Genomic DNA, 25,120 nt, shown 5'->3' on the forward strand with positions numbered 1-25,120 from the left:
GCCCGTGCGCCTCGTGTGAGAAAGGTATTGTCATGCTGTACTGGTTGACCGCCCTGTCGGATGGTGGGGATTTCTGGAACCTCTTCCGGTATATCACCTTCCGCGCAGGCGGTGCCTTCATGACGGCACTGATCTTTGGGTTCATCTTCGGAAAACCCCTGATCAACGTGCTGCGCAGAAAGCAGGGCAAGGGCCAGCCGATCCGTAATGATGGCCCCGAGGGGCATTTTTCCAAGGCAGGCACGCCAACAATGGGCGGTTTGCTGATTGTCGGGGCTCTTGTGACCTCGACCCTTGTCTGGGCGCGTCTGGATAACCCTTATGTCTGGATGGTGCTTTTCGTGACCCTGTCTTATGCGGCCATCGGATTCGCGGATGACTACGCGAAGGTCTCAAAACAGAACACGCAGGGGGTTTCAGGCAGGATGCGCCTCGCATTGGGCGTGATTATTGCCGTGCTGGCTTCGCTTTGGGCGACTTTGCACCACCCCGAAGCGTTGCAGAACCAGCTGGCTGTACCCGTATTCAAGGACACGCTGGTCAATCTGGGCATCTTCTATATTCCGTTTGCGATTGTCGTAATCGTGGGGGCCGCCAACGCGGTGAACCTGACCGACGGTCTGGACGGGCTGGCCATCATGCCAGCGATGATCGCCGCCTCGACGCTGGGCGTGATCGCCTATGCGGTGGGCCGCGTCGACTTTACCGAATATCTCGACGTGCATTACGTGCCCGGCACGGGTGAAATCTTTATCTTCACCTCAGCGCTCTTTGGCGCGGGTCTCGGATTCCTGTGGTATAACGCCCCCCCGGCGGCGGTCTTCATGGGCGATACCGGGTCGCTGGCGCTGGGCGGCGCGCTGGGTGCCATTGCCGTTGCCACCAAGCACGAGCTGGTTCTGGCCGTCGTCGGCGGGCTGTTCGTGGTCGAGGCGCTGAGCGTGATCATTCAGGTCCTCTACTTCAAACGCACTGGCAAGCGGGTCTTCCTGATGGCCCCGATTCATCATCATTATGAGAAAAAGGGCTGGGCCGAGCCGACCATCGTCATCCGCTTCTGGATCATCTCGCTGATTCTGGCGATGATCGGTCTGGCAACGCTGAAGGTGCGGTAAGGCTCCCGCCAGGTTCGGTGGGCCTGCGGTCCTCCTGCCACCTGTTGGACCCGGCTCGCGCCGCAGCGCGAGCCTGACACGCCCCTTGTCATTGTGATTTTCTTCAGTGCAGTGTGGCCTCCAAATCCAAATCAAAGAAGGTGTGTAGAATGGTCCCGGTCAAAGGCTTTTCAGGGCAGAAAGTTGCGGTTCTGGGATTGGGCCGGTCCGGTCTGGCAACCGCACGCGCCTTGCGCGCAGGCGGGGCGGAGCCGGTCTGCTGGGATGACAACCCGACAACCCGCGCCATAGCCGAGGGCGAAGGATTCTCCTGTGCCGACCTGCGCAAACAGGGGGCGTTTGACACCATTGCCACGCTCATCGTTTCGCCGGGCATTCCGCATCTTTATCCCGAACCCAACCCCGTGGTTGCCGCAGCCTTGGATGCAGGCGTGCCGGTTGACAACGATATCGGCCTGTTCTTCCGCTCCTTCGCCGGACCGGAATGGAACAACTATGACACTCCGCCACGGGTCATCGCGGTCACTGGCTCGAACGGGAAATCCACCACCGCGGCGCTGATTCATCACATCCTGACCGCGGCCGGGCGCGAGGCGCAGTTGGCCGGAAATATCGGGCGCGGTGTTTTGGATATCGATCCGGGTGGCGATGGCTCGGTCGTGGTGCTGGAACTTTCCAGCTACCAGACGGAACTGGCCCGCGCGCTGACCCCGGATGTGGCGGTGTTTACCAATCTGTCGCCCGATCATCTGGATCGCCACGGCGGCATGGGCGGATATTTCGCGGCCAAACGAAGGCTATTTGCCGAAGGCGGCCCGGACCGCGCGATTGTCGGCATCGATGAAACCGAAGGCGCCTTTCTTGCTGGCCAGCTGGCCGAAGGGCCAGCGGATGACCGCGTAATTCGTATCTCGGTAACGCGAAAGCTGACCGGGCCGGGATGGCAGGTCTTCGCGCGCAAGGGGTTTTTGTCGGAATACCGCAAGGGGCGGCAGGCCGGGTCTATCGACCTGCGCGCGATCAAAGGCCTTCCCGGTGCCCATAACCACCAGAACGCCTGTGCGGCTTATGCGGCCTGCCGGTCGCTGGGCCTTGCCCCGCGCGTGATCGAGGATGCGCTGCACGCGTTCCCGGGCCTGCCGCACCGCAGCCAGATCATCGCCGAGGCGGACGGGGTAACTTATGTCAACGACTCCAAGGCGACCAATGTCGATAGCGCCCTGAAGGCGCTGACTGCGTTCAAACAGATTCGCTGGATCTGTGGCGGGCTTGAGAAAGAAGGCGGCGTCGCAGCCCTGAACGCAGCAGCGGATCAAGTGATAAAAGCCTATGTCATCGGTCGTGAGGCAGCTGGCTTTGCGATGCAGCTGACGTCCGACGCGCAGGTCTGTACCACGATGGAGGCAGCAGTGGCGCAGGCCATGGCGGATGCCCAGGCGGGCGAGACCGTTCTGCTCGCGCCGGCAGCGGCAAGTTTCGATCAATATGACAATTTCGAACAGCGTGGCGACGATTTCACAGCGCAGGTGCAAAAACGGCTGGGCTAACACCGCACCTGCAACAGCCCGCCGGTACGTGTGGACATTTTTCAGTCAGATTGACACTTTGTTGGAATTGAGGTTGCGTCACCTTAAGTTCAATAAAGAGGAAGCGGAAAATGTCTGCACGCAAAATTCTCTCCATCCTTCCCGTCGTTGCGCTGGCCGGGGCCTGTGCCAATAGCGGGGCGAATTATGTTCCTATCGTCGACGGGCCTGTGGGCCCGAACTACCAGTCCGATCTGGCCAATTGTCAGGCGCTGGCCCGGTCCCGTCCGACGCTGGACAGCAACACCGCGGGCGCTGCCGCCATCGGCGCGGCCGGTGCTGCGGCAACCACGGCAATTATCGACAACAGCGCCAGCGATCTGGGTCGCGCGGCGGCCGCTGGTGCTCTGGTCGGTGTGGGTGCCAGTGCGATCAGCAACACCCAGAATCAGGAAGTGATCGTGCGCAACTGCATGCGCGGTCGCGGCTACAACGTCGTAGGTTAATTCATAGCGGCAATGGCGACACCTGCGGCATGGCCCGATGACCATGCCCATTGAAAGTTGTAGCCGCCAAGCCACCCGGTGACATCCACCGCTTCACCAATCGCATAGAGGCCAGGGACATCCTTGGCCTCCATCGTTTTCGATGACAGATCATCGGTATCTATCCCGCCCAGCGTGACCTCGGCGGTGCGATACCCTTCGGTTCCCGATGGTCCCAGCCGCCAGTCAGACAGGGCCGCGACCAGATCAGACAGTTTCGCGTCCGACTGATCGGCCAGATTGCCGGATATCGGGATGATTTGGCTTAAATACTCGACCAGCCGGGACGGCAGATGCCGCGCCAGTTCCGTTGTCAGCGCCTTGCGCCCTGCTTTTTGCCGTTGTGCGCGCAGCAGATCGAACAGGGGCAGTTCGGGGATCAGGTTCACGCCGATCTCCTCGCCTTCGCGCCAAAAAGAGGACAGCTGCAAAACGGACGGCCCGCTGAGGCCGCGATGGGTGAACAACAGCGCTTCGTCAAAACTTGTGCGTTTGTTGGAAAGCCGCACGGGCAGGGAAACACCGGACAGGTCCTTGAACCGGCCATCCGAAAAGGTGAATGGCACCAGCGCCGCGCGGGTGTCGGTCACCAGCAGGCCAAACTGCCGGGCAATGTCATAGGCCAGCCCGGTCGCGCCCATCTTGGGGATGGATTTGCCCCCCGTGGCCAGCACCAGATTGGCACAGGTCAGATGCAGGCGCTGCCCCTCACGCTCGACCTCCAGCGCGAATCCGGTGCCATCCTTGCGCAGATCACGCAGCGCGGTCTGCACCCACAGCTCGGCACCGGCGCGGCTCATCTCGTCCAGCAACATCTGGATGATCTGCTTTGAAGAGCCATCACAGAACAACTGCCCCAGCGTTTTCTCATGCCATTTGATGCCGTGCCGGTTCACCAGATCGACAAAATCCCACTGCGTAAACCGCGCCAGCGCGGATTTGCAAAAATGCGGGTTTTGCGACAGGAAATTGTCCGGCCCCGCATACATATTGGTGAAATTGCACCGCCCTCCGCCCGAGATGCGGATTTTCTCGCCCGGCGCCTTGGCGTGGTCGATCACCAGCACCCGCCCACCGCAACGGGCCGCGCACATCATTCCTGCCGCTCCGGCACCCAATATGATCGTATCGAACCTCATGCACCGCCCTTGGCGTGGATTTTCGGCGATGACAAGGGTGAAACCCGGCGCACCGGGCCTGAGGCAAAGGATTTAGTTGTCAGGTGAATGATTCCCGGAAAATCGGGGCCTGCGGGCGGTGACACCCTTGCACGGGGGCCGGTTTGGGCTGGTTGTCGGGATTTTGCGCGCGCGTCGCGGGGCGGGATTGGAAGGGTGCAGATCACAGAAAACTACGCTCGGGTCCGGTCAAATTGCGGCACCGTTCAGGTTGTGCAGGGCACCTGGTCCCGCCACATGTTGGGCCACCGAACAGTGTGGTGACTGGCTTGACCGGCTGAAACGGCGAGGGCCGGGCAACGTTCAGATACTTTTTGGAGAATCGATTTCCGGTACCAGTCAGCCGCTGTCGTGTCATGCCGTCCGCCCGGTTTAGCGGCAACAGGAAGCTCCAATGCCAAGGGCTTGACCGGGGTCAGCCCTCGCGCACTCCTAACGGGAAGTCTTGCCGCGTCAGCCCGTCTTTCCCGCCAAGCACAAAGCGCCACAGATGCCGGGTAAATTCGCCAAATTGCACCGAAAAATATGTGCAAAAATAAAAATATGTCGACGGAAGTTCACTAAAACAATACAATAACCCTTATTATTTTGAACTTAACGCATTTTAGAAACCAAATCTCATCAGCGGGCCGATTAATGCCTCGTGATTTCCATTCAGGCCCGTGGCCCGTCCCGCGCAATGCAGCGCCATTCACACCCGTCGGCTGCATTTGCAATCACAACACGCCTCTGATGCGTGCCAGCCCGCCTGTTTTCGGGGTGGCACATTTCAACAAGTTAAAGAGTTCCGAGACACGATCATGGGTATTACTCTGAATTTGAACAATCCAAGCGACCTTCCCAAGGCGCGGCTCAGGGCGATCCTGTTCCTTGATGCATGTGATTACTCTGCCGCCGTCCGCGAGGCCGAGCTTGAAACACTGGCCAGAATCCGCCGCGATCTGAATTGCGTCAGCGATCTGGTTAACAGCTTTCGAGGCCGGGTGACCGGCCTGACCGGTGACGGGCTGTGCGCCGTTTTTCCAAGCGCGCGTGCCGCTGTCGAAACTGCGCTGGGGGTGCAGGATGTCCTGACCCATGCCCCCGACCGCTACGCCAAAGGGTATCGAATTGGGATACATCTGGGCGACACGTTCGAGGTTGACCAGCAGATCATCGGTGACGCTGTGAATACGGCGGCCCGGATCGAAAGCGTCGGCTCATCCGGCGAGGTTCTGGTCTCAAGCGTTGTGCGCAATGCGCTGCGCGGGCGGCAGGATTTCCTGTTCAACTCGATCGGGCGGCCCAATCTCAAGAATATCGGTGCCTCGCTTGAGCTGTTCAAAGTGGCCCGCGCAACAATCGACGTTCCATATGAGAAGGACGGAAAAGAACAGCCGGTTCCTGTTCCCGCCAACCCAACGGCCTTCCGGTCCGAACGGCTGTCGTTTACCTTACCGCGCCCGAATTTCGTGATCGGTCTGTTGTCTCCGGATGTAGGGGGTGGTTCCGAAACCGCGGCATTCGTGTCCAACATCGTTGCGGAACAGCTGTCCAAATCCCTTACCGAAACCGAAGCGCTCGAGGTTCAGGATTACCGGGTGCCGCAGGTTGCGCTTCCAAAGGAACCACTGTCGGCTGGGCCTGATCTTTTCCTTCAGTGTCGCGCTTCGACCTGTGGCAGCATGTTGCAAGTGTCCGCCACCGCAATGCGGTCGGAAGACAGAAAAGTGATCTGGAGCCAGAATGTGGTGGCCGATCAGGGTGACTTTCTGGGGCAAACCTGCTCGGGCCTGACATCGTTCATCAGCTTTGCCACTGACGCCTTGCTGACGGCCTTGCTGAACGGGCGTCACATGCGCGATCCGGCCTCCCATCACGCGGCGAAAACCGCCGTTGCCGCCGTGCATCACCTGCTGACGATGACCGGGCCGGGGCTGGACCAGCTCGAGGCGGACATTCTGGCGGCTTACGAGCTTGATCCCAAGCCGGTCTACCTTGCGTGGCTGGCTTATGTCACGACCTTCAAGGTCGGTGAACGGTACGGAACCTGGGATGCCACACTGGAAGCGCAGGCGCGCGATCTGGCCCGGCGCGCTGTCGAGGCTGACCCGGATAACGGTACTGTTCTGGGCCTTGTCGCCCACGTGCATTCCTACGTGTTCCGAGAGTTTTCGGTGGCGCAGGATCTGGTCGACCGCGCGCTCGAGCTCAGCCCTTATCGGGCGATGAGCTGGGATTCTGCCGCCATGCTCTATTGCTACACGGATCGTCCGGGGCTGGCAGTGGAAGCCGCGCAGAAGGCACGGCTTATCGGACGGCACAGCCCGTACCGGCATCTGTTTGACGGGGCAGGATGTGTCGCCGCGCTGGTCAATGGCGAGTTCGAGAAATCCATCAGGTTCGGCGAATCCGTGATGGAGGTTCAACCGCAGTTCAAAACCGTCATGCGCTATCTGGCTGCGGCTTACGGGCACGCAGGTGACCGGCAGCGAGGCGAGTTCGCCTTGCAGCGGCTGACCAATCTGGAACCGGACATGTCGCTGGCCTGCATCCAGCAGGACCGGTTCCCGGTGCCAACGCGGTTCAGCGCGCAACTGATGGAAAGCGGCCTGTCCCGGATCGGGTTGCCGCAACACGCTTGAAGTAGGGGTAAAAGTAGGGGGTTTACTTATGTCTTACGTGTCCACGCTCAATGATTTTGGCATGATGGCCCGACGTGGAGAGCTGATTTCCTGCAAAGTGGTGAAATTGATGAACCTTGCCGGAACCGGTGGTCTCGGTGCCTCACCGGGGGACAATCGAAAGGCGTTGGACAATTTCATTTACGACGCGCAGAGGGAAAGCTTCATCAAATATCTCAATGCCATTCATGATCTGGACCCCGAGTTGCTGGATGATGGAAAACTGCGCGAGCTTACCGCGTTCATGCAGAACGAAGAATTCATCGACCCCTTCAGGTCTGACAGCCGTGTAAAAGGTGCGAAAGACGAAGAGATCGGGAAACGCTCTGCCCTCGGCGCGGCGTCCGTCGCGATGAGCGCATCTTCGGCATTCGCACTGAACCGGAACCGCAACAGAAACCGCAATCGGAACAGAAACCGGAACCGAAACAGAAATCGCAATCGTAACCGGAACCGCAGCGATTTTGACGTCGGCGGCAGCGATGCTTCCTTCGGCTGGCGCGAGATGCGCGATCTGTGCCGGATCGGTATGCTGCCCGCATCCGGACTGCTGGGCAAAATCTGGGAAAACATCGATCTTCTGCCGCCGCCGGGCCCTGACGAAAGCATGAAGGAAACCGAATACCTGCTGATCCTGCAAGGGCGGCTCAAGTGGTCAAATCAGGCGACGCGGCGCGAGGAAATCGTGACGCAGGCAGGCTTTGGCATTGATGAATATCTCAGTCCGCTGGGCATTGACGAGAAGGGCGGCTTTGATGCGACCCGCGCGCTGATGACGATCCTGCTGGAATTGACGAATGAGATTGGCCTGACCTACAAGAACCGCTTCAGCCGGCCCAGACCCAATATCATCCAGCCGCTGATCCGGCCCTTCCTTCCGGTGCCTTTTCATGCGGCTTACCCCTCGAACCACTCCTACCAATCTTTCGCGATTGCCGAACTGTTCTCGCGGCTGATCCCCGAACATCCGGGCACTGTCGCTTTGTTCCACCGCGCCCAGCGGATTGCTGAAAACCGCGAATGGGCCGGTCTGCATTACCCAAGCGACACAGCCGCCGGGCGAAGTCTGGCCAGAAAAACCGTGGCTTACCTGACCGAGGTTCTGGACGAACTGATGGACGAAGCACAAGACGAATGGCTGGGCTAAGGATCAACGCGAGGTGACGAAATGACCGCAGGAAACGAAGACTACGCACGCTATTACTATCTCTGGCATCTGGTCGCGATCAAAGCCTTGACCGTCAAGGCGCCCCCACCCGCCGACGGAGAGACCTGCCCGGAAATCGATATCGCGATCTGGGATTTCACAGGTCCTGCTCTGGACGAGGCGAAAATCGCCCTGATCGACATGGGCGTGGCCCCGCATCACCCGAACCTGAAAGCGCCGGATATCGGACCGGTTCCGGCGGACAGGGTCATTCGGGACGACGCCCTTGATCTGGCCAGCCACCCATTCGGCGTCAAATACATCGACCGGTCTGCCGTTGGGGCAGGGGCCGAGCATATCGAAGAGCAGGTACAACATCTGTCGGGCATTCAGGACCCCTTGGGCATTCCGGGCCTGACCTCTCAGGAACGGCGGGTGATTGCCGGGCTGAGGTCGGGTTTTGGCGTCAAGCGTTACATCGATGCCTATGACGATCGCTATGCCGGGCACGGCACCAGCTGTGCCGGGCTGGCCTGCGGAACCAGCTTTGCAACCGACCAATTCGGCAATACCGGCAATATCGCGGCGTATTATGGGGTTGATCCCAAAAGCAGGATTATTCCGATCACGACGTCTATCTCGCCCAGCCCGGAAGAATTGATTGCGGCGTTTCTTTATGCCCTCCACAAAGGCGCGCATGTCATCCTGTTTCCGCGCGATGCCGCGAACCCGGACCACTGGCCGGGATATCGATTTCGCCCTGCCACTGGCACCGAGCCGTTCTATCCGGGTCTGGACTCGCACGAAAAGACGCGCCTGCACGAGACGAGGCGCGACGAACCCGACGGCGACGCGCGCGACATCTCGGTGGCATGGTCGGCGCTGGACAAGATCATCAAATGGGTCAGCACGAGAATTCCGGTGGTCTGTGCCGCTGGCAATGACGGTCGAAGTGAACTGATTTACCCTGCCAGCCTGTCCGGTGATCCAACCAACGGGATCATCTCGGTGGGGGCCGTCAACTACAATGGCACCCGGTCCGGGTATTCGAACCACTCTGCTGATCTGACCGTGTCCGCCCCCTCGGATGACGGTGAGATCTACAACCGCTATCAAATTCGTCTGGACCGTGATGCAGCCTCGGCCACTGACTTCCATATGGAAAACCCGAAACATCACCTGAAACGCGACGGCAGTGGTGACGCGATCCCGATTGTCGAATTCGCGCCTCAACGGTTGGTGACGTTGGATGTGCCGGGCCCGCGGGGCTATGTCGAAGGCAGCCTTGCCGCGGCGGTCAAAACCCGAAAAAAGGCGGTGGACGATCCCGCCGGGCTGTATACTGAATTCGGCGGCACTTCGGGGGCTTCGGCCCTTGTTGCCGGGGCAATAGCGATGATGCAGCGAAAGTCGCCCAATGTTCTCAATGGGGTGCAGATCAAAGCCATCTTCAAGAACCTCGAAACATCTGCAACGCGTTTCGACAACACCCACTGGTATTGGTCCTCTGCCGCAGGAACCCTGCAAGCTGACGCGATCAACGGTTACACGCCGCCCCCCAGGGCCGATCTGTTCGGTGTGGCGGGGTTGCTGGATGTGCCGCTGCTGCTAAGCAAGGTCTGATGCCCACCTCCTCCCGTCCGGTGGCCGTCGTAAAACGGCTGACCGGCGATCCGGGCGTGCGGCGCGGGTCTTGGGCGGGAAATCCCGATTTGCCCCTGAACAGGCTGGCCTGATCGCCAAATTGCATGTAGACTCTCAGCCAGATCCCGAAAACGGGGCGTTAACGAGGCAGAGAGTGGCGGTATCTCATGACTGAGATGGTGTATGGCGCGGTCCAGGACCAGCGCGGAGAACCGATTCTACCGAAATGGTGGCGTACTATCGATCGCTGGACGATGTCCTGCGTTCTGATCCTGTTTACCATCGGGTTGTTGCTGGGGCTGGCCTCTTCACCGCCACTGGCCGGTCGCAACGGGTTCGACCCTTTCCATTATGTCGAGCGTCAGGCCTTGTTCGGCGGATTGGCGCTGATCGCGATGCTGCTGACTTCGATGATGTCTCCAACCTTGGTGCGGCGTCTGGCCGTTCTGGGTTTTCTGGGGGCCTTCGTCGCTCTGGTCTTCCTGCCGGTGTTTGGAACGGATTTCGGCAAGGGTGCGGTGCGTTGGTATTCGCTGGGCTTTGCCTCGCTGCAACCGTCCGAGTTTCTGAAACCCGGCTTTGTCGTCGTGGCCGCATGGCTGCTGGCGGCCTCACAGGAAATCAATGGCCCTCCGGGGCGGTTGTGGTCCTTTGCGCTCTGCATGGCCATCGTGGCCATGCTGGTGATGCAACCCGATTTCGGTCAGGCCTGCCTGATCCTGTTCGGCTGGGGCGTCATGTATTTCGTAGCCGGGGCCCCGATGCTGCTGTTGCTGGGCATGGCCGGTGTTGTCGTTCTGGGCGGGATGCTGGCCTATTCGAATTCTGAACACTTTGCCCGCCGCATCGACGGCTTTCTGAACCAAGAGGTCGATCCCACAACCCAGCTGGGCTATGCCACCAACGCCATCCGCGAGGGCGGCTTGTTCGGCGTCGGCGTGGGGGAGGGACAGGTGAAATGGTCGCTGCCCGATGCCCATACCGATTTCATCATCGCCGTCGCGGCCGAGGAATACGGCCTGATCCTCGTCATGATCATCATTGCGCTTTATGCGCTGATCGTCGTGCGCTCGCTGCTGCGGCTGATGCGCGAACGCGACATGTTCATTCGTCTGGCCGGTACCGGTCTGGCCTGCATGTTTGGCGTTCAGGCGATGATCAACATGGGTGTTGCGGTGCGTCTGCTGCCCGCCAAGGGCATGACTTTGCCGTTCGTCAGCTATGGCGGCTCGTCTCTGATTGCTGGCGGTATTGCCGTTGGCATGCTGCTGGCCTTCACCCGAACCCGCCCACAGGGCGAACTAGGCGATATTCTGCGCGGACGAGGATAATGGGGAACCCTTACCTGTTGATTGCGGCTGGCGGCACCGGGGGCCATATGTTCCCCGCTCAGGCGCTGGCCGAGGCGATGCTGCACAAGGGCTGGCGTGTGCGCCTGTCCACCGACCCGCGCGGTGCGCGCTATACCGGTGGCTTTCCCCGTTCGACCGAAATTGTCGAGGCGTCCTCGGCCACCTTCGCCCGTGGCGGTCTGGCGGCAAAGGCGATGGTTGGCCCGATTATCGCTGGTGGTGTCACCAGCATGATCTTCCAGATGATGCGCGACAAACCCGATGTTGTCGTGGGCTTTGGCGGTTATCCGTCGATCCCGGCGCTGGGCGCCGCGACCCTGCTGAAAATACCGCGAATGATCCATGAACAGAACGGGGTTCTGGGCCGCGTGAACCAGTTGTTCGCAACCCGCGTTGCACAGGTGGCCTGCGGCGTCTGGCCGACGGATTTGCCCGAAGGCGCGCATGGCATCCACACCGGCAACCCGGTGCGTGCCGCGGTCCTGGACCGTGCCGCCGCCGGGTATATCCCGCCGGGTGACTATCCGATGTCGGTTCTGGTGATGGGCGGCTCGCAAGGCGCGCGCATCCTCAGCGATATAGTGCCCGGAGCGATTGCCGCGCTGCCCCAAGACCTTCGCGCGCATATCCGTGTCTCGCATCAGGCGCGGGATGAAGATGGAGAACGGGTCAGCGCATTCTATCAAGACCATGGTATCCGCGCCGACGTTCAGCCCTTCTTCGATGACATTCCCCGCCGCATGTCGGATGCGCAGCTTGTGATCTCGCGCTCGGGCGCGTCCAGCGTGGCCGATATCTCGGTCATCGGTCGCCCTTCGATCCTGATTCCGCTTGCTGCTGCCGCCGGGGATCATCAGACCGCCAACGCGCGCGGGCTGGTGCAGGCCGGCGGGGCCATCATGATCCCGGAAAATGCGCTTGACGTTCCCACGCTGACACTGCAAATCACCACGGTTCTTACGAACCCCGAAGCCGCACAGAAAATGGCCCATGGTGCCCTGTCGGTCGGGGCGCCCGATGCCACCCAGCGTCTGGTCGCTCTGGTCGAGCAGCTGGCGCAGAAGGAGACCACATGAACCCAGCAACCAAACTGCCGCAGGACGTAGGGCCGATCCACTTCGTGGGCATCGGCGGGATTGGTATGTCGGGCATCGCCGAGGTGCTGCTGAACCTGGGGTATCAGGTGCAGGGCTCCGATCTGAAAGCCTCGAAGATCACTGACCGTCTGGCCAGTTTGGGGGCCGAGATTTTCGTCGGCCAGCGCGCCGAAAACCTTGAAAACGCCGCCGTCGTGGTTGTCTCGACTGCGATCAAACCGGGCAACCCGGAGCTGGACCAAGCCCGCGCCCAAGGTCTGCCGGTTGTCCGCCGCGCCGACATGCTGGCCGAACTGATGCGCCTGCGCTCGAACATTGCCATTGCCGGAACGCACGGCAAGACCACCACGACGACCATGATGGCCGAACTGATGGTGGCAGGCGATTTCGATCCGACCGTGATCAATGGCGGCATCATCCACGCCTATGGATCGAACGCGCGGATGGGGCAGGGCGAATGGATGGTGGTCGAAGCCGACGAGAGCGATGGCTCGTTCAACCGCCTGCCCGCAACCATTGCCATTGTCACCAATATCGACCCCGAGCATATGGAACATTGGGGTGATTTCGACAGGCTGCGCGACGGCTTTTACGAATTCGTCTCGAACCTGCCATTCTACGGTCTGGCCGTCTGCTGCACCGATCATGCCGAGGTTCAGGCCCTTGTCGGCCGCATCACCGACCGCCGTGTGCGAACCTATGGGTTCAACGCGCAGGCGGATGTGCGGGCGGTGAACCTGACCTACAAAGGCGGCGTGGCGCATTTCGACATACATCTGCAATACGAAGACAAGATGATCGAAGGCTGCACCCTGCCGATGCCCGGCGATCACAACGTCTCAAACGCGCTGTCCGCCGCTGCCGTCGCCCGTCATCTGGGCATGAAAGCTGCGGAAATCCGCGACGCGCTGGCCAATTTCGGCGGCGTCAACCGTCGCTTTACAAAGGTCGGGGAAATCGACGGTGTCACCATCATCGACGATTACGGCCACCACCCGGTCGAAATAGCCGCCGTTCTCAAGGCCGCCCGTCAGGCGACCGAAGGCCGCGTGATTGCTGTGCATCAGCCGCACCGCTATTCGCGCCTGTCCAACCTATTTGACGATTTCTGCACCTGTTTCAATGACGCCGATGTCGTGGCCATTGCCGAGGTTTTTGCCGCTGGTGAAGACCCGATCGAAGGCGCCTCGCGCGACGATCTGGTGCAGGGCCTGATCCGTCACGGCCACCGCCACGCCCGCGCGCTGCTGGATGAAGACGACCTTGAACGCCTCGTGCGCGAACAGGCCCGACCGGGCGACATGGTCGTCTGCCTCGGGGCCGGTACGATCAGCGCCTGGGCCAACGGCCTGCCCGAGAGATTGCAAAGAAAACAAGCTGTTTGACGCGTCATTTGTTTGTTGCACAACTTAAAAGTGTGATACTCTGACCGCAACAGTCGCGTGTCCTCGGAGGGGCGAATGGACTATTCGATGATCTTGGCAGCGCTTTGGGTGATCTGCGCCACCATCGTGGCAATGTTGCCGATGCGGCTGCAATTCCCGCCGGGGTTTGTCCTGTTGGTCTGCGCACCGTTGCTGGTCGTATGGCTTGGATATGTCCACGGCTGGTTCTGGTCGGTCGCGGCATTTGCCGGGTTCGTGTCGATGTTCCGCAACCCCATCCGGTATTACTGGCGCAAATGGACAGGGCGCGAGGTCGCGGAATGACATGGTCTATCGCTCTGGCGGCCCTGTGGGGCTTTGCTGCCAACGTTCTTGCGCTGATCCCCAGCACCGACAACCACTGGACGCGCGCCTATATCCTGATCATCGTGGGCATTCCCATCGTCGGCTATGTCACCTATGAAAATGGCCCCTGGATCGGGATGCTGGTGCTGGCAATGGGCATGTCCGTGCTGCGCTGGCCGGTGATTTATCTGACCCGTTGGACAAAGTCGAAAATGCAGGGCATGAAGGCGGCCAAAGAATAACCGGCCAACTTCAGGAGATCTGTCATGGCGACAATCGCCACATTTGCCTATCTGCCGCTTGTTTCCTTCGTTCTGGGTGCCGCTGCCGGGTTTACAGCGGGCCGCTGGCTTGGCCTGCGCAGCCTTCTGTGGCTGATCGGGCTGACATCCGCGGTTGGTCTGGGGCTGATCGTCGTGCTGGCCGGTGTCGGAACGGGTGAAGAAGACAAGGCGTTCGGCCCGCTGGTCTGGTTGACTGCCGGTGTACTCCCCTTCCTTTTTGCCGCAATCATGGGCGGGGTCGGTGGGCGCAGCCTGGCGGTGCGCGCGACTACATGACTCCGCTTCCCCCTGTTCTTCCCGATGTCCGGGGCCGCCTGGCCAAAGCGCGCAACCTGTCTGACCTCACATGGCTCCGCGTCGGTGGGCCGGCGGATTACCTGTTTCAACCTGCCGATATCGAAGACTTGCAGGCCTTCCTGTGCGATCTGCCGGATGGTGTGCCGGTCTTCCCGATGGGGGTCGGCTCGAACCTCATCGTGCGCGATGGTGGCTTGCGGGCCGTGGTGATCCGGCTGGGGCGCGGGTTCAACGCCATCTCGGTTGAGGGCAATACGGTCATCGCGGGCGCTGCCGCACTGGACGCGCATGTTGCGCGCAAGGCCGCGGATGCGGGTGTGGACCTGACCTTTCTGCGCACCATCCCCGGCTCGATCGGGGGCGCGGTGCGGATGAATGCGGGCTGTTACGGCAGCTACACGGCGGACGTGCTGCGCAAGGCCACCATTGTCACCCGGCAGGGCGACCTGCGGGACCTGACGCCCGAGGATCTGAACTTTCGCTATCGCCAGTCCGACTTGCCCGAAGGCGCCGTTCTGATTTCGGCCACGTTCGAAGGCCCGTCCGGCGATCCCGATGATCTTCATGCCCGAATGGAAGCGCAACTGAAAAAGCGTGACGAAACACAGCCCACCAAGGACCGCAGCGCCGGATCGACGTTCCGCAACCCGGCCGGGTTTTCCTCGACCGGGCAGGCCGATGACGTGCATGACCTCAAGGCGTGGAAAGTGATCGACGATGCGGGAATGCGCGGTGCGGCACGCGGCGGGGCGCAGATGAGCCCGAAACACTCGAACTTCCTGATCAATACCGGCACCGCCACCGCTGACGACCTCGAAGGTCTGGGCGAAGAGGTGCGAAAAAAGGTTTACGAAACAAGCGGCATCACGCTAGAGTGGGAAATCATGCGGATCGGTGATCCGCTAAAAGAATAAAGCCCCGACCGTCAGACCAAAACAGGCAAATTCAGGCGACGGATCAAAGGCATAAACGCAGTACGGACCACCACATAAGGTCCGGGGACATTGAGGCGCACATTGGGTATGTCGAGCAGGACAAACCCCAAAGTGGCGGTATTGATGGGCGGCCCCTCGGCGGAACGCGAGGTGTCTCTCAGCTCTGGGCGCGAATGCGCGGCCGCCCTTGTGGGAGAAGGTATTGAAGTGGTCGAACTGGACGCTGGTCCCGACCTCTATGCGCGCCTGTTGGATATTCAGCCGGATGTGGTTTTCAACGCCTTGCATGGCCGCTGGGGCGAAGATGGCTGCGTGCAGGGAATGCTGGAATGGATGCGGATTCCCTATACCCATTCGGGCGTTCTGGCCTCGGCCCTGGCCATGGACAAGCAACGCAGCAAGGACGTCTATCAGGCCGAGGGTCTGCCCGTTGTCCCCAGCGTGATCGTTCCACGGGCCGCGGTGACCCGCGCCCATGTGATGGAACCGCCCTATGTGGCCAAACCCAATAACGAAGGGTCCAGCGTCGGCATCTACATCGTCCACGAAAACGCCAATGGCCCGCCGCAGCTGTCCGAAGACATGCCCGACCAGATCATGGTCGAGAAATACGTGGCCGGGCGCGAACTGACCGTGACCGTGATGGGCGACCGCGCCCTGACCGTAACCGAGATCATGACCGATGGCGGCTGGTACGACTACGACGCCAAGTACAAACCCGGCGGATCATGGCACGTGGTCCCCGCCGATATCCCGCAGGACATCTTTGATCGCTGCATGGATTATGCCCTGCGCGCGCATGATGCTTTGGGCTGCAAGGGTGTCAGCCGCACCGATTTTCGCTGGGATGACAGCGCGGGTGCTGATGGTTTGTTTCTGTTGGAGACCAACACCCAGCCGGGCATGACACCCACTTCGCTGGCCCCGGAACAAGCCGCGCATCTGGGCATGACATTTGGCCAGCTCTGCGCCTGGATGGTTAAGGACGCCTCATGCAACCGTTAATCGCCAGCCGCTCTCTGGAAATCCATCGCACCAAACCCCTTGCCGGTCCGGATGCCGATTTTGCCTCGGCCGATACGGAACCGCATGACACCCAGCCCATTCTGCGTCTGCGCGGGGCGCGGGTGTTTTCCCGCACCGCACGCCGCAGCGATCCGGCCCCGTCGCGCCTCAGCTATCGTCTTCAGCGCTGGATGCTGACACCGGGTATCCGTCTGGGCGTCAAGCTTGGCCTGCCGATCTGTGCCATTGCTGCGGCAGTTGGTGTCTATTTTGCCTCTCAGGACCGGCGCGAAGCGCTTGGCACGTATGTCGCCGATATTCGCACCTCGATTCAGGAACGCCCCGAGTTCATGGTTAACCTGATGGCCATCGACGGGGCAGGCACCAGCCTGTCCGATGATATCCGCGAGGTCGTGCCTCTGGATTTTCCGATCAGTTCCTGGGATCTGGATGTCGAACAGATGCGCGACACGATCACCGGGCTCGATCCGGTGAAGTCGGCCACCGTCCGCATCCGTCCGGGCGGCATCCTTCAGGTCAACGTGGTCGAGCGTCAGCCCGTGATTGTCTGGCGGACGCATGACGGGCTCGAACTGCTCGACGAGACCGGCGCGCATGTCAAGGAAACCACCTCTCGCAAGGACCATGCCGACCTGCCTTTGATCGCGGGCGCGGACGCGGATGCCCATGTGGCGCAGGCACTCGAGATTTTCCAGACCGCCCGCAGCCTGGGCAACCGTGTGCGCGGGCTGGTGCGCGTGGGTGAACGGCGCTGGGATCTGGTCCTGGACCGTGGCCAGCGCATCATGCTGCCGACCGAACGCCCGGTGCGCGCGCTGGAACGCGTGCTTGCGGTGAACGAGGTGCAGGACCTTCTGGAACGCGACGTGGCCGTGGTCGACATGCGCCTTGGCCAGCGTCCCACCATTCGAATGACCAAAGCCGCCAGCGAAGACTGGTGGAATACAAAAGTGACAATGAGTAACGGGCAGTAACGAGCATGATGACCGATCTTTATCAGTCCCAACGCGCCATGCGTCAGATGCGGCGCCAGGCATTGCAACGCGGTGTGATCGCGATTCTGGATGTGGGCAGTTCCAAGATTGCCTGTCTCGTTCTGCGTTTTGACGGATCGGGCCGGCTGAGTGAAGATAACACCATCGGCTCAATGGCGGGGCAGACGGGGTTTCGGGTTATCGGGGCCGCAACGACACGTTCGCGCGGCGTACAGTTTGGCGAAGTCACCGCCATGCAGGAAACCGAACGCGCCATCCGCACCGCCCTGCAAGCGGCGCAGAAGATGGCCGATATTCGCGTCGATCACGTCATCGCCTGTTTCTCGGGGGCCAACCCGCGCTCTTACGGGCTGGACGCGCAGGTCGATCTGGATGGTCAACTGGTGTCCGAGGCCGAAGTGGGCCGTGTTCTGAACGCCTGCGACGTGCCGGATTACGGCGACGGGCGTGAAGTGCTGCACGCACAGCCGGTCAATTTTGCGCTCGACAACCGCTCGGGCCTGATCGATCCGCGCGGGCAGATGGGTCAAAGCCTTGCGGTCGATATGCACATGCTGACCGTCGATGCGATGGCGATCCAGAACATCGTGCGCTGTATCAAGCGCTGCGATCTGGAACTCGCCGGGATTGCAAACTCGGCCTATGTCTCGGGAATTTCGGCGCTGGTCGAGGATGAGCAGGAACTGGGCGCGGCCTGTATCGACATGGGCGGCGGCACCACCAGCGTTTCGATCTTCATGAAGAAACACATGATCTATGCCGATTGCGTGCGTATGGGCGGCGATCACGTGACCGCCGATATCTCGATGGGGCTGGGCGTGCCCGCGGCAGTTGCAGAACGGATCAAGACATTCAATGGCGGCGTTCATGCGACCGGCGCTGATGACCGCGACATGATCGATATCGGCGGCGATACCGGTGACTGGGAACACGACCGCCGCACCGTCAGCCGGGCCGAACTGATCGGCATCATGCGCCCGCGCGTCGAGGAGATCCTTGAAGAGGTCCGCGTGCGTCTGGATGCGGCCGGGTTTGAACATATGCCAAGCCAGCAGATCGTTCTGACCGGTGGCGGCAGTCAGATCATGGGGCTGGACGGTCTGGCAACCCGCATCCTTGGTCAACGCGTGCGTCTGGGCCGCCCGCTGCGGGTGCATGGCCTGCCGCAATCGGCGACAGGTCCGGCGTTCTCGTCCTCCGTGGGGCTCAGCCTGTTTGCGGCGCACCCGCAGGACGAATGGTGGGATTTCGAAATCCCGGTCGACACCTACGCCGCGCGCCCGTTCAAGCGGGCCGTCCGGTGGTTCCGTGACAATTGGTAGCCCCCTGTACCGGGCCGCTTTGTGTGCGGCCCTGTTGCCGGGGTGGGTTTCGGCCCAGACCATCATCACACCCGAGGCATTTCTGGATGCCGCCGTCGGCAAAACGCTCACCTTCCATGAGATTCGCAGCGGCTATTTCGTCGGGACCGAGCAATTTCTGAACCGTCACATCTCGGTCTGGCGGCAAGAGGGGCAGGGCTGTGTCTATGGGCAGATCACCACGCCAAACGGTCAGATCTGCTTTCTCTATGACAACGACCCGGATGGTATTCCCGTCTGCTGGTGGCCCTTTCTGCACGAAGGCCGTCTGATGGTGCGTCTGGCCTCGTTTGCAGAAAGCGAAATCCAGGAGGTGCGCAGCATCACCGAAACCAGCCTGAACTGTCCAAGTGCACCGCTCAGTTGAAAAATCCGGTTGCAGCGCATCGATTTATCCCTCAAGATATCCACAAGGCCCGGCAGAGGCCTCGCGGCAGGACCTGAGCAGTTTTCCGCAGTGTAAATGATGGTCGACGAAAGCGTGACGAACGGCTGAGTCCTCGCGCCGGGGTCGTCTGGCTTGTGATGGTCGCCGCTGTTTCCGCTATATCTGGCAGTACTTGCGAAATGCCGCCGGTTTCTGCCTTATTTCCTCCATATTTTGTGGTGAATCGCGATTTTTGACGTGACCTTTTCGCATCAGCCCGCTAGAATCGAGCAAGGATAGGTAAGAAAAACACCGCTTTGGCGGAACATAAATACAGGCGGACAGAGCATGACATTGAATCTTTCGATGCCCGGGCAAGACGAACTGAAGCCTCGGATTACAGTATTTGGCGTTGGCGGTGCGGGCGGTAACGCTGTCAACAACATGATTGAAAAACAGCTGGACGGCGTCGATTTTGTCGTCGCCAACACCGACGCGCAGGCGCTGCAGCAAAGCCAGTCCTCGGCGCGGGTGCAACTGGGTGTGAAGGTCACCGAAGGTCTGGGGGCGGGGGCCCGTCCGGCCGTGGGTGCCGCAGCTGCCGAAGAAAGCATCGAACAGATCGTCGATCATCTGGCAGGCGCGCATATGTGCTTTATCACCGCGGGCATGGGCGGCGGCACCGGCACCGGCGCTGCTCCGATCATCGCGCAGGCCGCGCGTGAGCTGGGTGTGCTGACCGTGGGTGTCGTGACCAAGCCCTTCCAGTTTGAAGGTGCCAAGCGGATGCGTCAGGCCGAAGACGGCGTTGAGGCGCTGCAAAGGGTCGTCGACACGCTGATCATCATTCCGAACCAGAACCTGTTCCGCCTCGCCAATGAAAAGACCACCTTTACCGAGGCGTTCTCGATGGCCGACGATGTCCTGTATCAGGGTGTCAAAGGCGTAACCGACCTGATGGTGCGTCCGGGCCTGATCAACCTCGACTTTGCGGATGTGCGCGCCGTAATGGACGAGATGGGCAAAGCCATGATGGGCACCGGCGAGGCAACAGGCGAAGACCGTGCCATCCAGGCGGCGGAAAAAGCCATTGCAAACCCGCTGCTGGACGAAATCAGCCTCAAGGGCGCCAAAGGCGTTCTGATCAACATCACCGGTTCGCACGACCTGACCCTGTTCGAGCTGGACGAAGCCGCCAACCGCATCCGCGAGGAAGTGGACCCCGAGGCGAACATCATCGTCGGCTCGACGCTGGATACTGCCATGGAAGGCGGTATGCGCGTGTCGGTTGTTGCAACCGGCATCGACGCCACCGAAAAAACGGCTGATGTCCCGGTCGCGCGCCGCTCGATGTCCGAGCCGCTGACCCGCACCGTTTCGGCCGAAGAATACGGTCGCGAAGAAGCGCCCGCAGCCGCCGAAATGGCAGAGCCCGCGCCGCAGATGGAAGAAAACCGCGAACCTTCGCTGTTTGAAGCCGCGGAAGAGCCCGCCCAGCCGCAGTTCCAACCGTTCGACGAGCGGGATGAGGACGATCTGCCGCCCCCGGCCTATCAGCCGCGCGTCGCCGAATTCGAGCCGCAGCCCGAGCACGTCGAACCGACACCCGAGGCTTTTGTTGCCCCGCGCGCGCCTGTCGCAGGCACCCCGTCGCCCGAAGCGCTCCAGCGTTTGCAGGCAGCGGTTCAGAAGGTTCCCACGGCAGCTCAGCGCGCCGCTGCGACCCGCCCGCAAGCGGCGGTTTCGCATCACGAACCCGAAGAACGCTCGCGGTTTGGCTTCAATCGGCTGATCGACCGGATGACCGGGCACGCCTCTGACACACCGGCTCAACCGCCGCGTCAGCAGCCCGTTTTGCGCCAGTCCGAGGCCACGGCACCGATTCACGATGAGGCCGACCCGGATCAGGATCGTATCGAAATTCCGGCCTTCCTGCGCCGTCAGGCCAACTGATCGCGGTAACAAAATCCACTCATGGGGTCGCCACTTGGCGGCCCTAATTCGTTTTAAAACAGTGGCTTACGAATAGGTAAGCAGGGTTTTGCCGATCTGTTACATACATGTTTCATTCGGTTACAAAGAGTGAGTTGAGCCTTGACGCGGGCTTCCTTAACTGAGTGTCCAACACAGCCCCAGAAGGCTGGACACCACTCGCCGAGGCCCATTTTGCAACATACGCTCAAATCTCCGGTCACGTTTAAAGGCGTCGGGCTGCACAGCGGCAAGCCTGCGACCATGATCCTGAAACCGGCTGCAGCTGGTCATGGCATCTGGTTCAAACGGACGGATATCCATCTGGGCGATGCGATGATCCCGGCGATCTATCACGTGGTCGAACGGACCCCGCTTTGCACCCGTCTGGTCAATGACGCCGGGGTGTCGGTATCCACAATCGAACATATCATGGCTGCTTTGGCCGGGTGCGGCGTTCACAACGCGCTGATTGAAATCGACGGCCCCGAAGTTCCGATCATGGACGGGTCTTCGATCGATTTCGTACGCGGTATCATGGCCCGAGGCGTGCGTCGTCAGGCCAGCCCGGTGCTGGCCTATGAGGTGCTGAAGACCGTCACCGCATCGCGGGAAGGCGCCAGCGCAAGCATCGCACCCGCGGATGGGCTGATCATCGATTTCCACATTGATTTCGAAGACAGCGCAATCGGCAGCCAGACCAAGACACTGGATATGCGCAACGGGTCGTTCGCGCGCGAACTCAGCGATTGCCGCACCTTCTGCCGCCGCATTGATGTCGAAGCCATGCGCGAAAACGGGCTGGCCCTTGGCGGTACCCTGGATAACGCCGTGGTCGTGCAGGGCAACGAGGTGCTGACACCCGGCGGGTTCCGCCGCGCCGACGAAGCCGTGCGCCACAAGATGCTGGATGCTCTGGGTGATCTCTATCTGGCAGGCGGGCCGATTCTGGGCCATTTCACGGGCGACAAGTCGGGTCATTCGCTGACCAACACATTGCTGCGCAATCTGTTTGAAACACCCGGCGCGGTGCGTCCGGTTCTGTGCACGCCGGAACAGGCCGCACGCCTGCCGGGGCAGGGCCTGATCGTAAACGAAATTCCCGAAGTCGCCTGATCAGATCAACTCTGACGACATTTGCGCCAGATGTTGCATAAGGCGTTTTGCACCGGAATTTTCTGTGCTAGACCATGGCTCAATTCGGGGCGAACCCCCTTAAGTAAGACGACAAGGATGGGCGGTATGGTTGGCAGCAAGGCGGCAGTCAGATTCGCAGGCGCGGTTCTTCTGGCAGCAGTTTTGACGGCATGTGGAAACGCAGGCGGCCTTTTTGGCAACAAGGGCGCGGACCGGGATCAGAATCTGGAAGGGTTCACACCGGAACAGATCTACACCCGTGGCGAATACGAACTGTCGCAGAATCGCTCGGATGACGCGGCCTGGTATTTCTCCGAGGTCGAGCGTCTGTATCCCTATTCCGACTGGGCCAAGCGTGCGCTGATCATGCAGGCGTTCTCTTTCCATTCCGACAAGAACTACGAAGAAAGCCGGGCCGCGGCCCAGCGGTATATCGACTTCTATCCAACGGACGAAGACGCGGCCTATGCCCAGTATCTGCTGGCGCTCAGCTATTATGACCAGATTGACGAGGTCGGGCGCGATCAGGGGCTGACTTTTCAGGCGCTGCAATCGCTGCGCACTGTGATCGAGGTTTATCCCGACAGCGAATATGCCACCTCGGCAGTGCTGAAATTCGATCTGGCCTTTGACCATCTGGCCGGCAAAGAGATGGAGATCGGGCGCTATTACCTGCGTCAGGATCACTTTGTTGCCGCCATCAACCGCTTCCGCGTCGTGGTCGAGGATTTCCAGACCACATCCCACACCGCCGAAGCGCTTTATCGTCTGGTCGAGGCTTATCTGTCCCTCGGCCTGCTGGACGAGGCGCAAACCGCAGGTGCCATCCTTGGCTACAACTACCAATCCTCGGAATGGTATGACGATGCCTACAAGCTGCTGACCTCACGCGGGCTCCAGCTCAAGAGCCGTGGCAACAACTGGCTCAGCACGATCTATCGTCAGACCATCAAGGGTGAGTGGTTGTAATCGCCATGGCATTAGGCTTGGGACGCTGAAGACCCGATGCTGCGCGCCCTTGATATCCGCGACATGCTGATCATCGACCGGCTGGAACTCAGTTTTCAGCCGGGCCTGAATGCGCTGACCGGCGAAACCGGCGCGGGCAAGTCGATCCTTCTGGATTCGCTGGGCTTTGTTCTGGGCTGGCGCGGGCGGGCCGAACTGGTGCGGCAGGGTGCGGCGCAGGGCGAGGTTGTGGCCGAGTTCGAACTTTCCGCCGATCATCCCGCACATGCGATACTGGCCGAAGCGGGCTTGCCGGGCGGGGATGAGCTGATCCTGCGCCGGATCAACACCGCCGAGGGGCGCAAGACCGCCTGGGTCAATGACCGCCGCTGCTCGGGCGATGTGCTGCGGGCGCTGTCGGAAACCCTGATCGAACTGCACGGCCAGCACGATGACCGCGGGCTGCTGAACCCGCGTGGCCACCGGGCCATGCTGGACGATTTCGCCGGGGTTTCGAACCGGCTGACATCCGTTCGTGCGGCCTGGACCGACATGTCACGCGCCCGCAAGGCACTGGCCGAGACCGAGGCCGCTCTGGCTGCCGTCCGAAGTGAGGAAGATTTCCTGCGCCACGCGGTTGCCGAGCTGGATCAGCTTGATCCTCAGCCCGGTGAGGATGCCGAACTTGATGCCCGTCGCCGCATGATGCAGGGGGCCGAGCGTATCCGCGATGATGTCGCCCGCGCCTATGCCATGCTGACCGGGGACGGTGCCGAAGGGGCGATGTCCGACGCTATCCGCTGGCTGGAAGGTGTGTCCGGCAACGCAGGTGGTCAGCTGGACGAACCGATTGCCGCGCTGGGGCGCGCGATGATTGAGCTAGGCGAGGCGCAGGATGGCGTGAACGCCTGCCTTCAGGCGCTGGACTTCAACCCCTCGGAACTGGAACAGGCCGAGGAACGCCTGTTTGCCATCCGCGCACTGGCCCGCAAACATGACGTGGCCCCGGATGATCTGGGCGCGTTTGCTGACACTCTGCGCACCCGCCTCAACCAGTTGGAAGCAGGCGACGCCGACCTGGCGGACAGACGTGCTGCCGTGGACGCGGCACAAAAGGCTTATGACAACGCCGCCGCCGACCTCAGCGCGGCCCGCGCAGCGGCTGTGGGGCGGCTGGACGCTGCCGTCATGGCGGAACTGGCCCCGCTCAAGATGGAACGCGCGGTGTTCCGGACCGAACTCACCCCGGCGGAACCCGGCCCCGAAGGGACCGACGCGGTGGCCTTTACCGTGGCCACCAATCCGGGCGCGCCTGCGGGGCCGCTGAACAAGATCGCCTCGGGGGGTGAACTCAGCCGCTTCCTGCTGGCGCTCAAAGTGTGCCTGTCGGGCGATGACAGCGCTCGCACGATGATCTTTGACGAGATTGACCGCGGCGTCGGCGGGGCCACTGCCGACGCGGTCGGGCGCAGGCTGGCGTCATTGGCACAGGGCGGGCAGGTGCTGGTTGTCACCCATTCCCCGCAGGTCGCTGCCCGTGCGGCGCATCACTGGCGGGTGCAGAAACAGGTCACGGACGGACAAACCCTGTCCACCGTCATCCCTCTGGCCCAACCCGACCGGGTGGACGAGATTGCGCGCATGGTGGCGGGCGACACCATCACGGACGAGGCCCGCGCCGCCGCCCGGGCTCTGCTGCAGGCCTGATGCGCCCGTGGCACGAATTGGCCTCACACTGTCGCTATCTCACTTTTATTAGGGTGCTCCGTGGCTTACTAAGGGTTACGTGATGATCCCCGAGA

Annotated in this window: 22 protein-coding genes; 21 read left to right on the plus strand and 1 reads right to left on the minus strand. The window is 61.2% G+C overall.

The window, feature by feature from the left end; all coding sequences use genetic code 11:
- Positions 1–32 precede the first annotated feature (32 nt).
- The 3 genes from mraY (at position 33) to ACR0M3_RS06880 (ending at position 3,147) form a co-directional block, all read left to right on the plus strand.
- Positions 33–1,115 (plus strand): phospho-N-acetylmuramoyl-pentapeptide-transferase, encoded by a 1,083-nt coding sequence (gene mraY, locus ACR0M3_RS06870; RefSeq protein WP_480506250.1) that lies wholly within the window; start codon positions 33–35, stop codon positions 1,113–1,115.
- A gap of 149 nt (positions 1,116–1,264) precedes the next feature.
- Positions 1,265–2,662, plus strand: coding sequence for a UDP-N-acetylmuramoyl-L-alanine--D-glutamate ligase (gene murD, locus ACR0M3_RS06875; protein ID WP_480910034.1), 1,398 nt, complete (start codon positions 1,265–1,267; stop codon positions 2,660–2,662).
- A 110-nt stretch (positions 2,663–2,772) separates the two neighbouring features.
- Entirely contained in the window at positions 2,773–3,147 is a 375-nt protein-coding gene (locus tag ACR0M3_RS06880) for a glycine zipper family protein (RefSeq protein ID WP_209504529.1), read from the plus strand.
- Here the strand turns inward: ACR0M3_RS06880 and ACR0M3_RS06885 are convergent.
- Complete coding sequence (locus ACR0M3_RS06885; RefSeq protein WP_480910035.1) at positions 3,144–4,325, minus strand: BaiN/RdsA family NAD(P)/FAD-dependent oxidoreductase; 1,182 nt, start codon at positions 4,323–4,325, stop codon at positions 3,144–3,146. The genes ACR0M3_RS06880 and ACR0M3_RS06885 overlap by 4 nt on opposite strands.
- A gap of 839 nt (positions 4,326–5,164) precedes the next feature.
- Here ACR0M3_RS06885 and ACR0M3_RS06890 point away from each other — a divergent pair.
- The 18 genes from ACR0M3_RS06890 (at position 5,165) to recN (ending at position 25,025) form a co-directional block, all read left to right on the plus strand.
- Positions 5,165–6,988 (plus strand): adenylate/guanylate cyclase domain-containing protein, encoded by a 1,824-nt coding sequence (locus tag ACR0M3_RS06890; RefSeq protein WP_480910036.1) that lies wholly within the window; start codon positions 5,165–5,167, stop codon positions 6,986–6,988.
- A gap of 28 nt (positions 6,989–7,016) precedes the next feature.
- Positions 7,017–8,174 carry a phosphatase PAP2 family protein gene (locus ACR0M3_RS06895; protein WP_480910037.1) on the plus strand — a complete coding sequence of 386 codons (1,158 nt, stop codon included), beginning with the start codon at positions 7,017–7,019 and terminating at the stop codon, positions 8,172–8,174.
- A gap of 21 nt (positions 8,175–8,195) precedes the next feature.
- Complete coding sequence (locus ACR0M3_RS06900; protein ID WP_480910038.1) at positions 8,196–9,797, plus strand: S8 family serine peptidase; 1,602 nt, start codon at positions 8,196–8,198, stop codon at positions 9,795–9,797.
- Positions 9,798–9,985: 188 nt separating this feature from the next.
- The gene (gene ftsW / locus ACR0M3_RS06905) at positions 9,986–11,149 is read left to right on the plus strand and encodes a putative lipid II flippase FtsW (protein WP_480506256.1); all 1,164 of its coding nucleotides are present in this window, start codon (positions 9,986–9,988) and stop codon (positions 11,147–11,149) included.
- Positions 11,149–12,246 carry a UDP-N-acetylglucosamine--N-acetylmuramyl-(pentapeptide) pyrophosphoryl-undecaprenol N-acetylglucosamine transferase gene (locus ACR0M3_RS06910; protein WP_480910039.1) on the plus strand — a complete coding sequence of 366 codons (1,098 nt, stop codon included), beginning with the start codon at positions 11,149–11,151 and terminating at the stop codon, positions 12,244–12,246. Before ftsW ends, ACR0M3_RS06910 begins: the two co-directional genes overlap by 1 nt.
- Positions 12,243–13,652, plus strand: coding sequence for a UDP-N-acetylmuramate--L-alanine ligase (gene murC, locus ACR0M3_RS06915; protein ID WP_480481858.1), 1,410 nt, complete (start codon positions 12,243–12,245; stop codon positions 13,650–13,652). Before ACR0M3_RS06910 ends, murC begins: the two co-directional genes overlap by 4 nt.
- Positions 13,653–13,727: 75 nt before the next feature.
- Positions 13,728–13,976 (plus strand): DUF2484 family protein, encoded by a 249-nt coding sequence (locus tag ACR0M3_RS06920; RefSeq protein WP_480481857.1) that lies wholly within the window; start codon positions 13,728–13,730, stop codon positions 13,974–13,976.
- Positions 13,973–14,239, plus strand: coding sequence for a DUF2484 family protein (locus tag ACR0M3_RS06925; protein ID WP_480481855.1), 267 nt, complete (start codon positions 13,973–13,975; stop codon positions 14,237–14,239). Before ACR0M3_RS06920 ends, ACR0M3_RS06925 begins: the two co-directional genes overlap by 4 nt.
- 24 nt (positions 14,240–14,263) lie before the next feature.
- Complete coding sequence (locus tag ACR0M3_RS06930; protein WP_209504519.1) at positions 14,264–14,557, plus strand: hypothetical protein; 294 nt, start codon at positions 14,264–14,266, stop codon at positions 14,555–14,557.
- Entirely contained in the window at positions 14,554–15,492 is a 939-nt protein-coding gene (gene murB / locus ACR0M3_RS06935) for a UDP-N-acetylmuramate dehydrogenase (protein WP_480910040.1), read from the plus strand. Before ACR0M3_RS06930 ends, murB begins: the two co-directional genes overlap by 4 nt.
- A gap of 102 nt (positions 15,493–15,594) precedes the next feature.
- Entirely contained in the window at positions 15,595–16,518 is a 924-nt protein-coding gene (locus tag ACR0M3_RS06940; protein WP_209504923.1) for a D-alanine--D-alanine ligase, read from the plus strand.
- On the plus strand, positions 16,506–17,513 hold the full coding sequence (locus tag ACR0M3_RS06945; RefSeq protein WP_480910041.1) for a cell division protein FtsQ/DivIB: 1,008 nt from the start codon (positions 16,506–16,508) through the stop codon (positions 17,511–17,513). Before ACR0M3_RS06940 ends, ACR0M3_RS06945 begins: the two co-directional genes overlap by 13 nt.
- A gap of 8 nt (positions 17,514–17,521) precedes the next feature.
- Positions 17,522–18,856, plus strand: coding sequence for a cell division protein FtsA (ftsA, locus tag ACR0M3_RS06950; protein WP_209504922.1), 1,335 nt, complete (start codon positions 17,522–17,524; stop codon positions 18,854–18,856).
- The gene (locus ACR0M3_RS06955; RefSeq protein WP_480506264.1) at positions 18,843–19,262 is read left to right on the plus strand and encodes a hypothetical protein; all 420 of its coding nucleotides are present in this window, start codon (positions 18,843–18,845) and stop codon (positions 19,260–19,262) included. Before ftsA ends, ACR0M3_RS06955 begins: the two co-directional genes overlap by 14 nt.
- A 348-nt stretch (positions 19,263–19,610) precedes the next feature.
- A complete protein-coding gene (ftsZ, locus tag ACR0M3_RS06960; RefSeq protein WP_480910042.1) occupies positions 19,611–21,215 on the plus strand; it encodes a cell division protein FtsZ in 1,605 nt (534 codons plus the stop codon).
- Positions 21,216–21,428: 213 nt separating this feature from the next.
- Positions 21,429–22,349, plus strand: a complete 921-nt coding sequence (gene lpxC, locus ACR0M3_RS06965) for a UDP-3-O-acyl-N-acetylglucosamine deacetylase (protein WP_480506265.1) — start codon at positions 21,429–21,431, stop codon at positions 22,347–22,349.
- Between the two features lie 126 nt (positions 22,350–22,475).
- Complete coding sequence (locus tag ACR0M3_RS06970) at positions 22,476–23,339, plus strand: outer membrane protein assembly factor BamD (protein WP_267363885.1); 864 nt, start codon at positions 22,476–22,478, stop codon at positions 23,337–23,339.
- 36 nt (positions 23,340–23,375) lie between these two features.
- Positions 23,376–25,025, plus strand: a complete 1,650-nt coding sequence (gene recN, locus ACR0M3_RS06975; protein WP_480910043.1) for a DNA repair protein RecN — start codon at positions 23,376–23,378, stop codon at positions 25,023–25,025.
- Positions 25,026–25,120 lie beyond the last annotated feature (95 nt).

It is taken from the genome of Ruegeria sp. O5, from assembly GCF_056535105.1.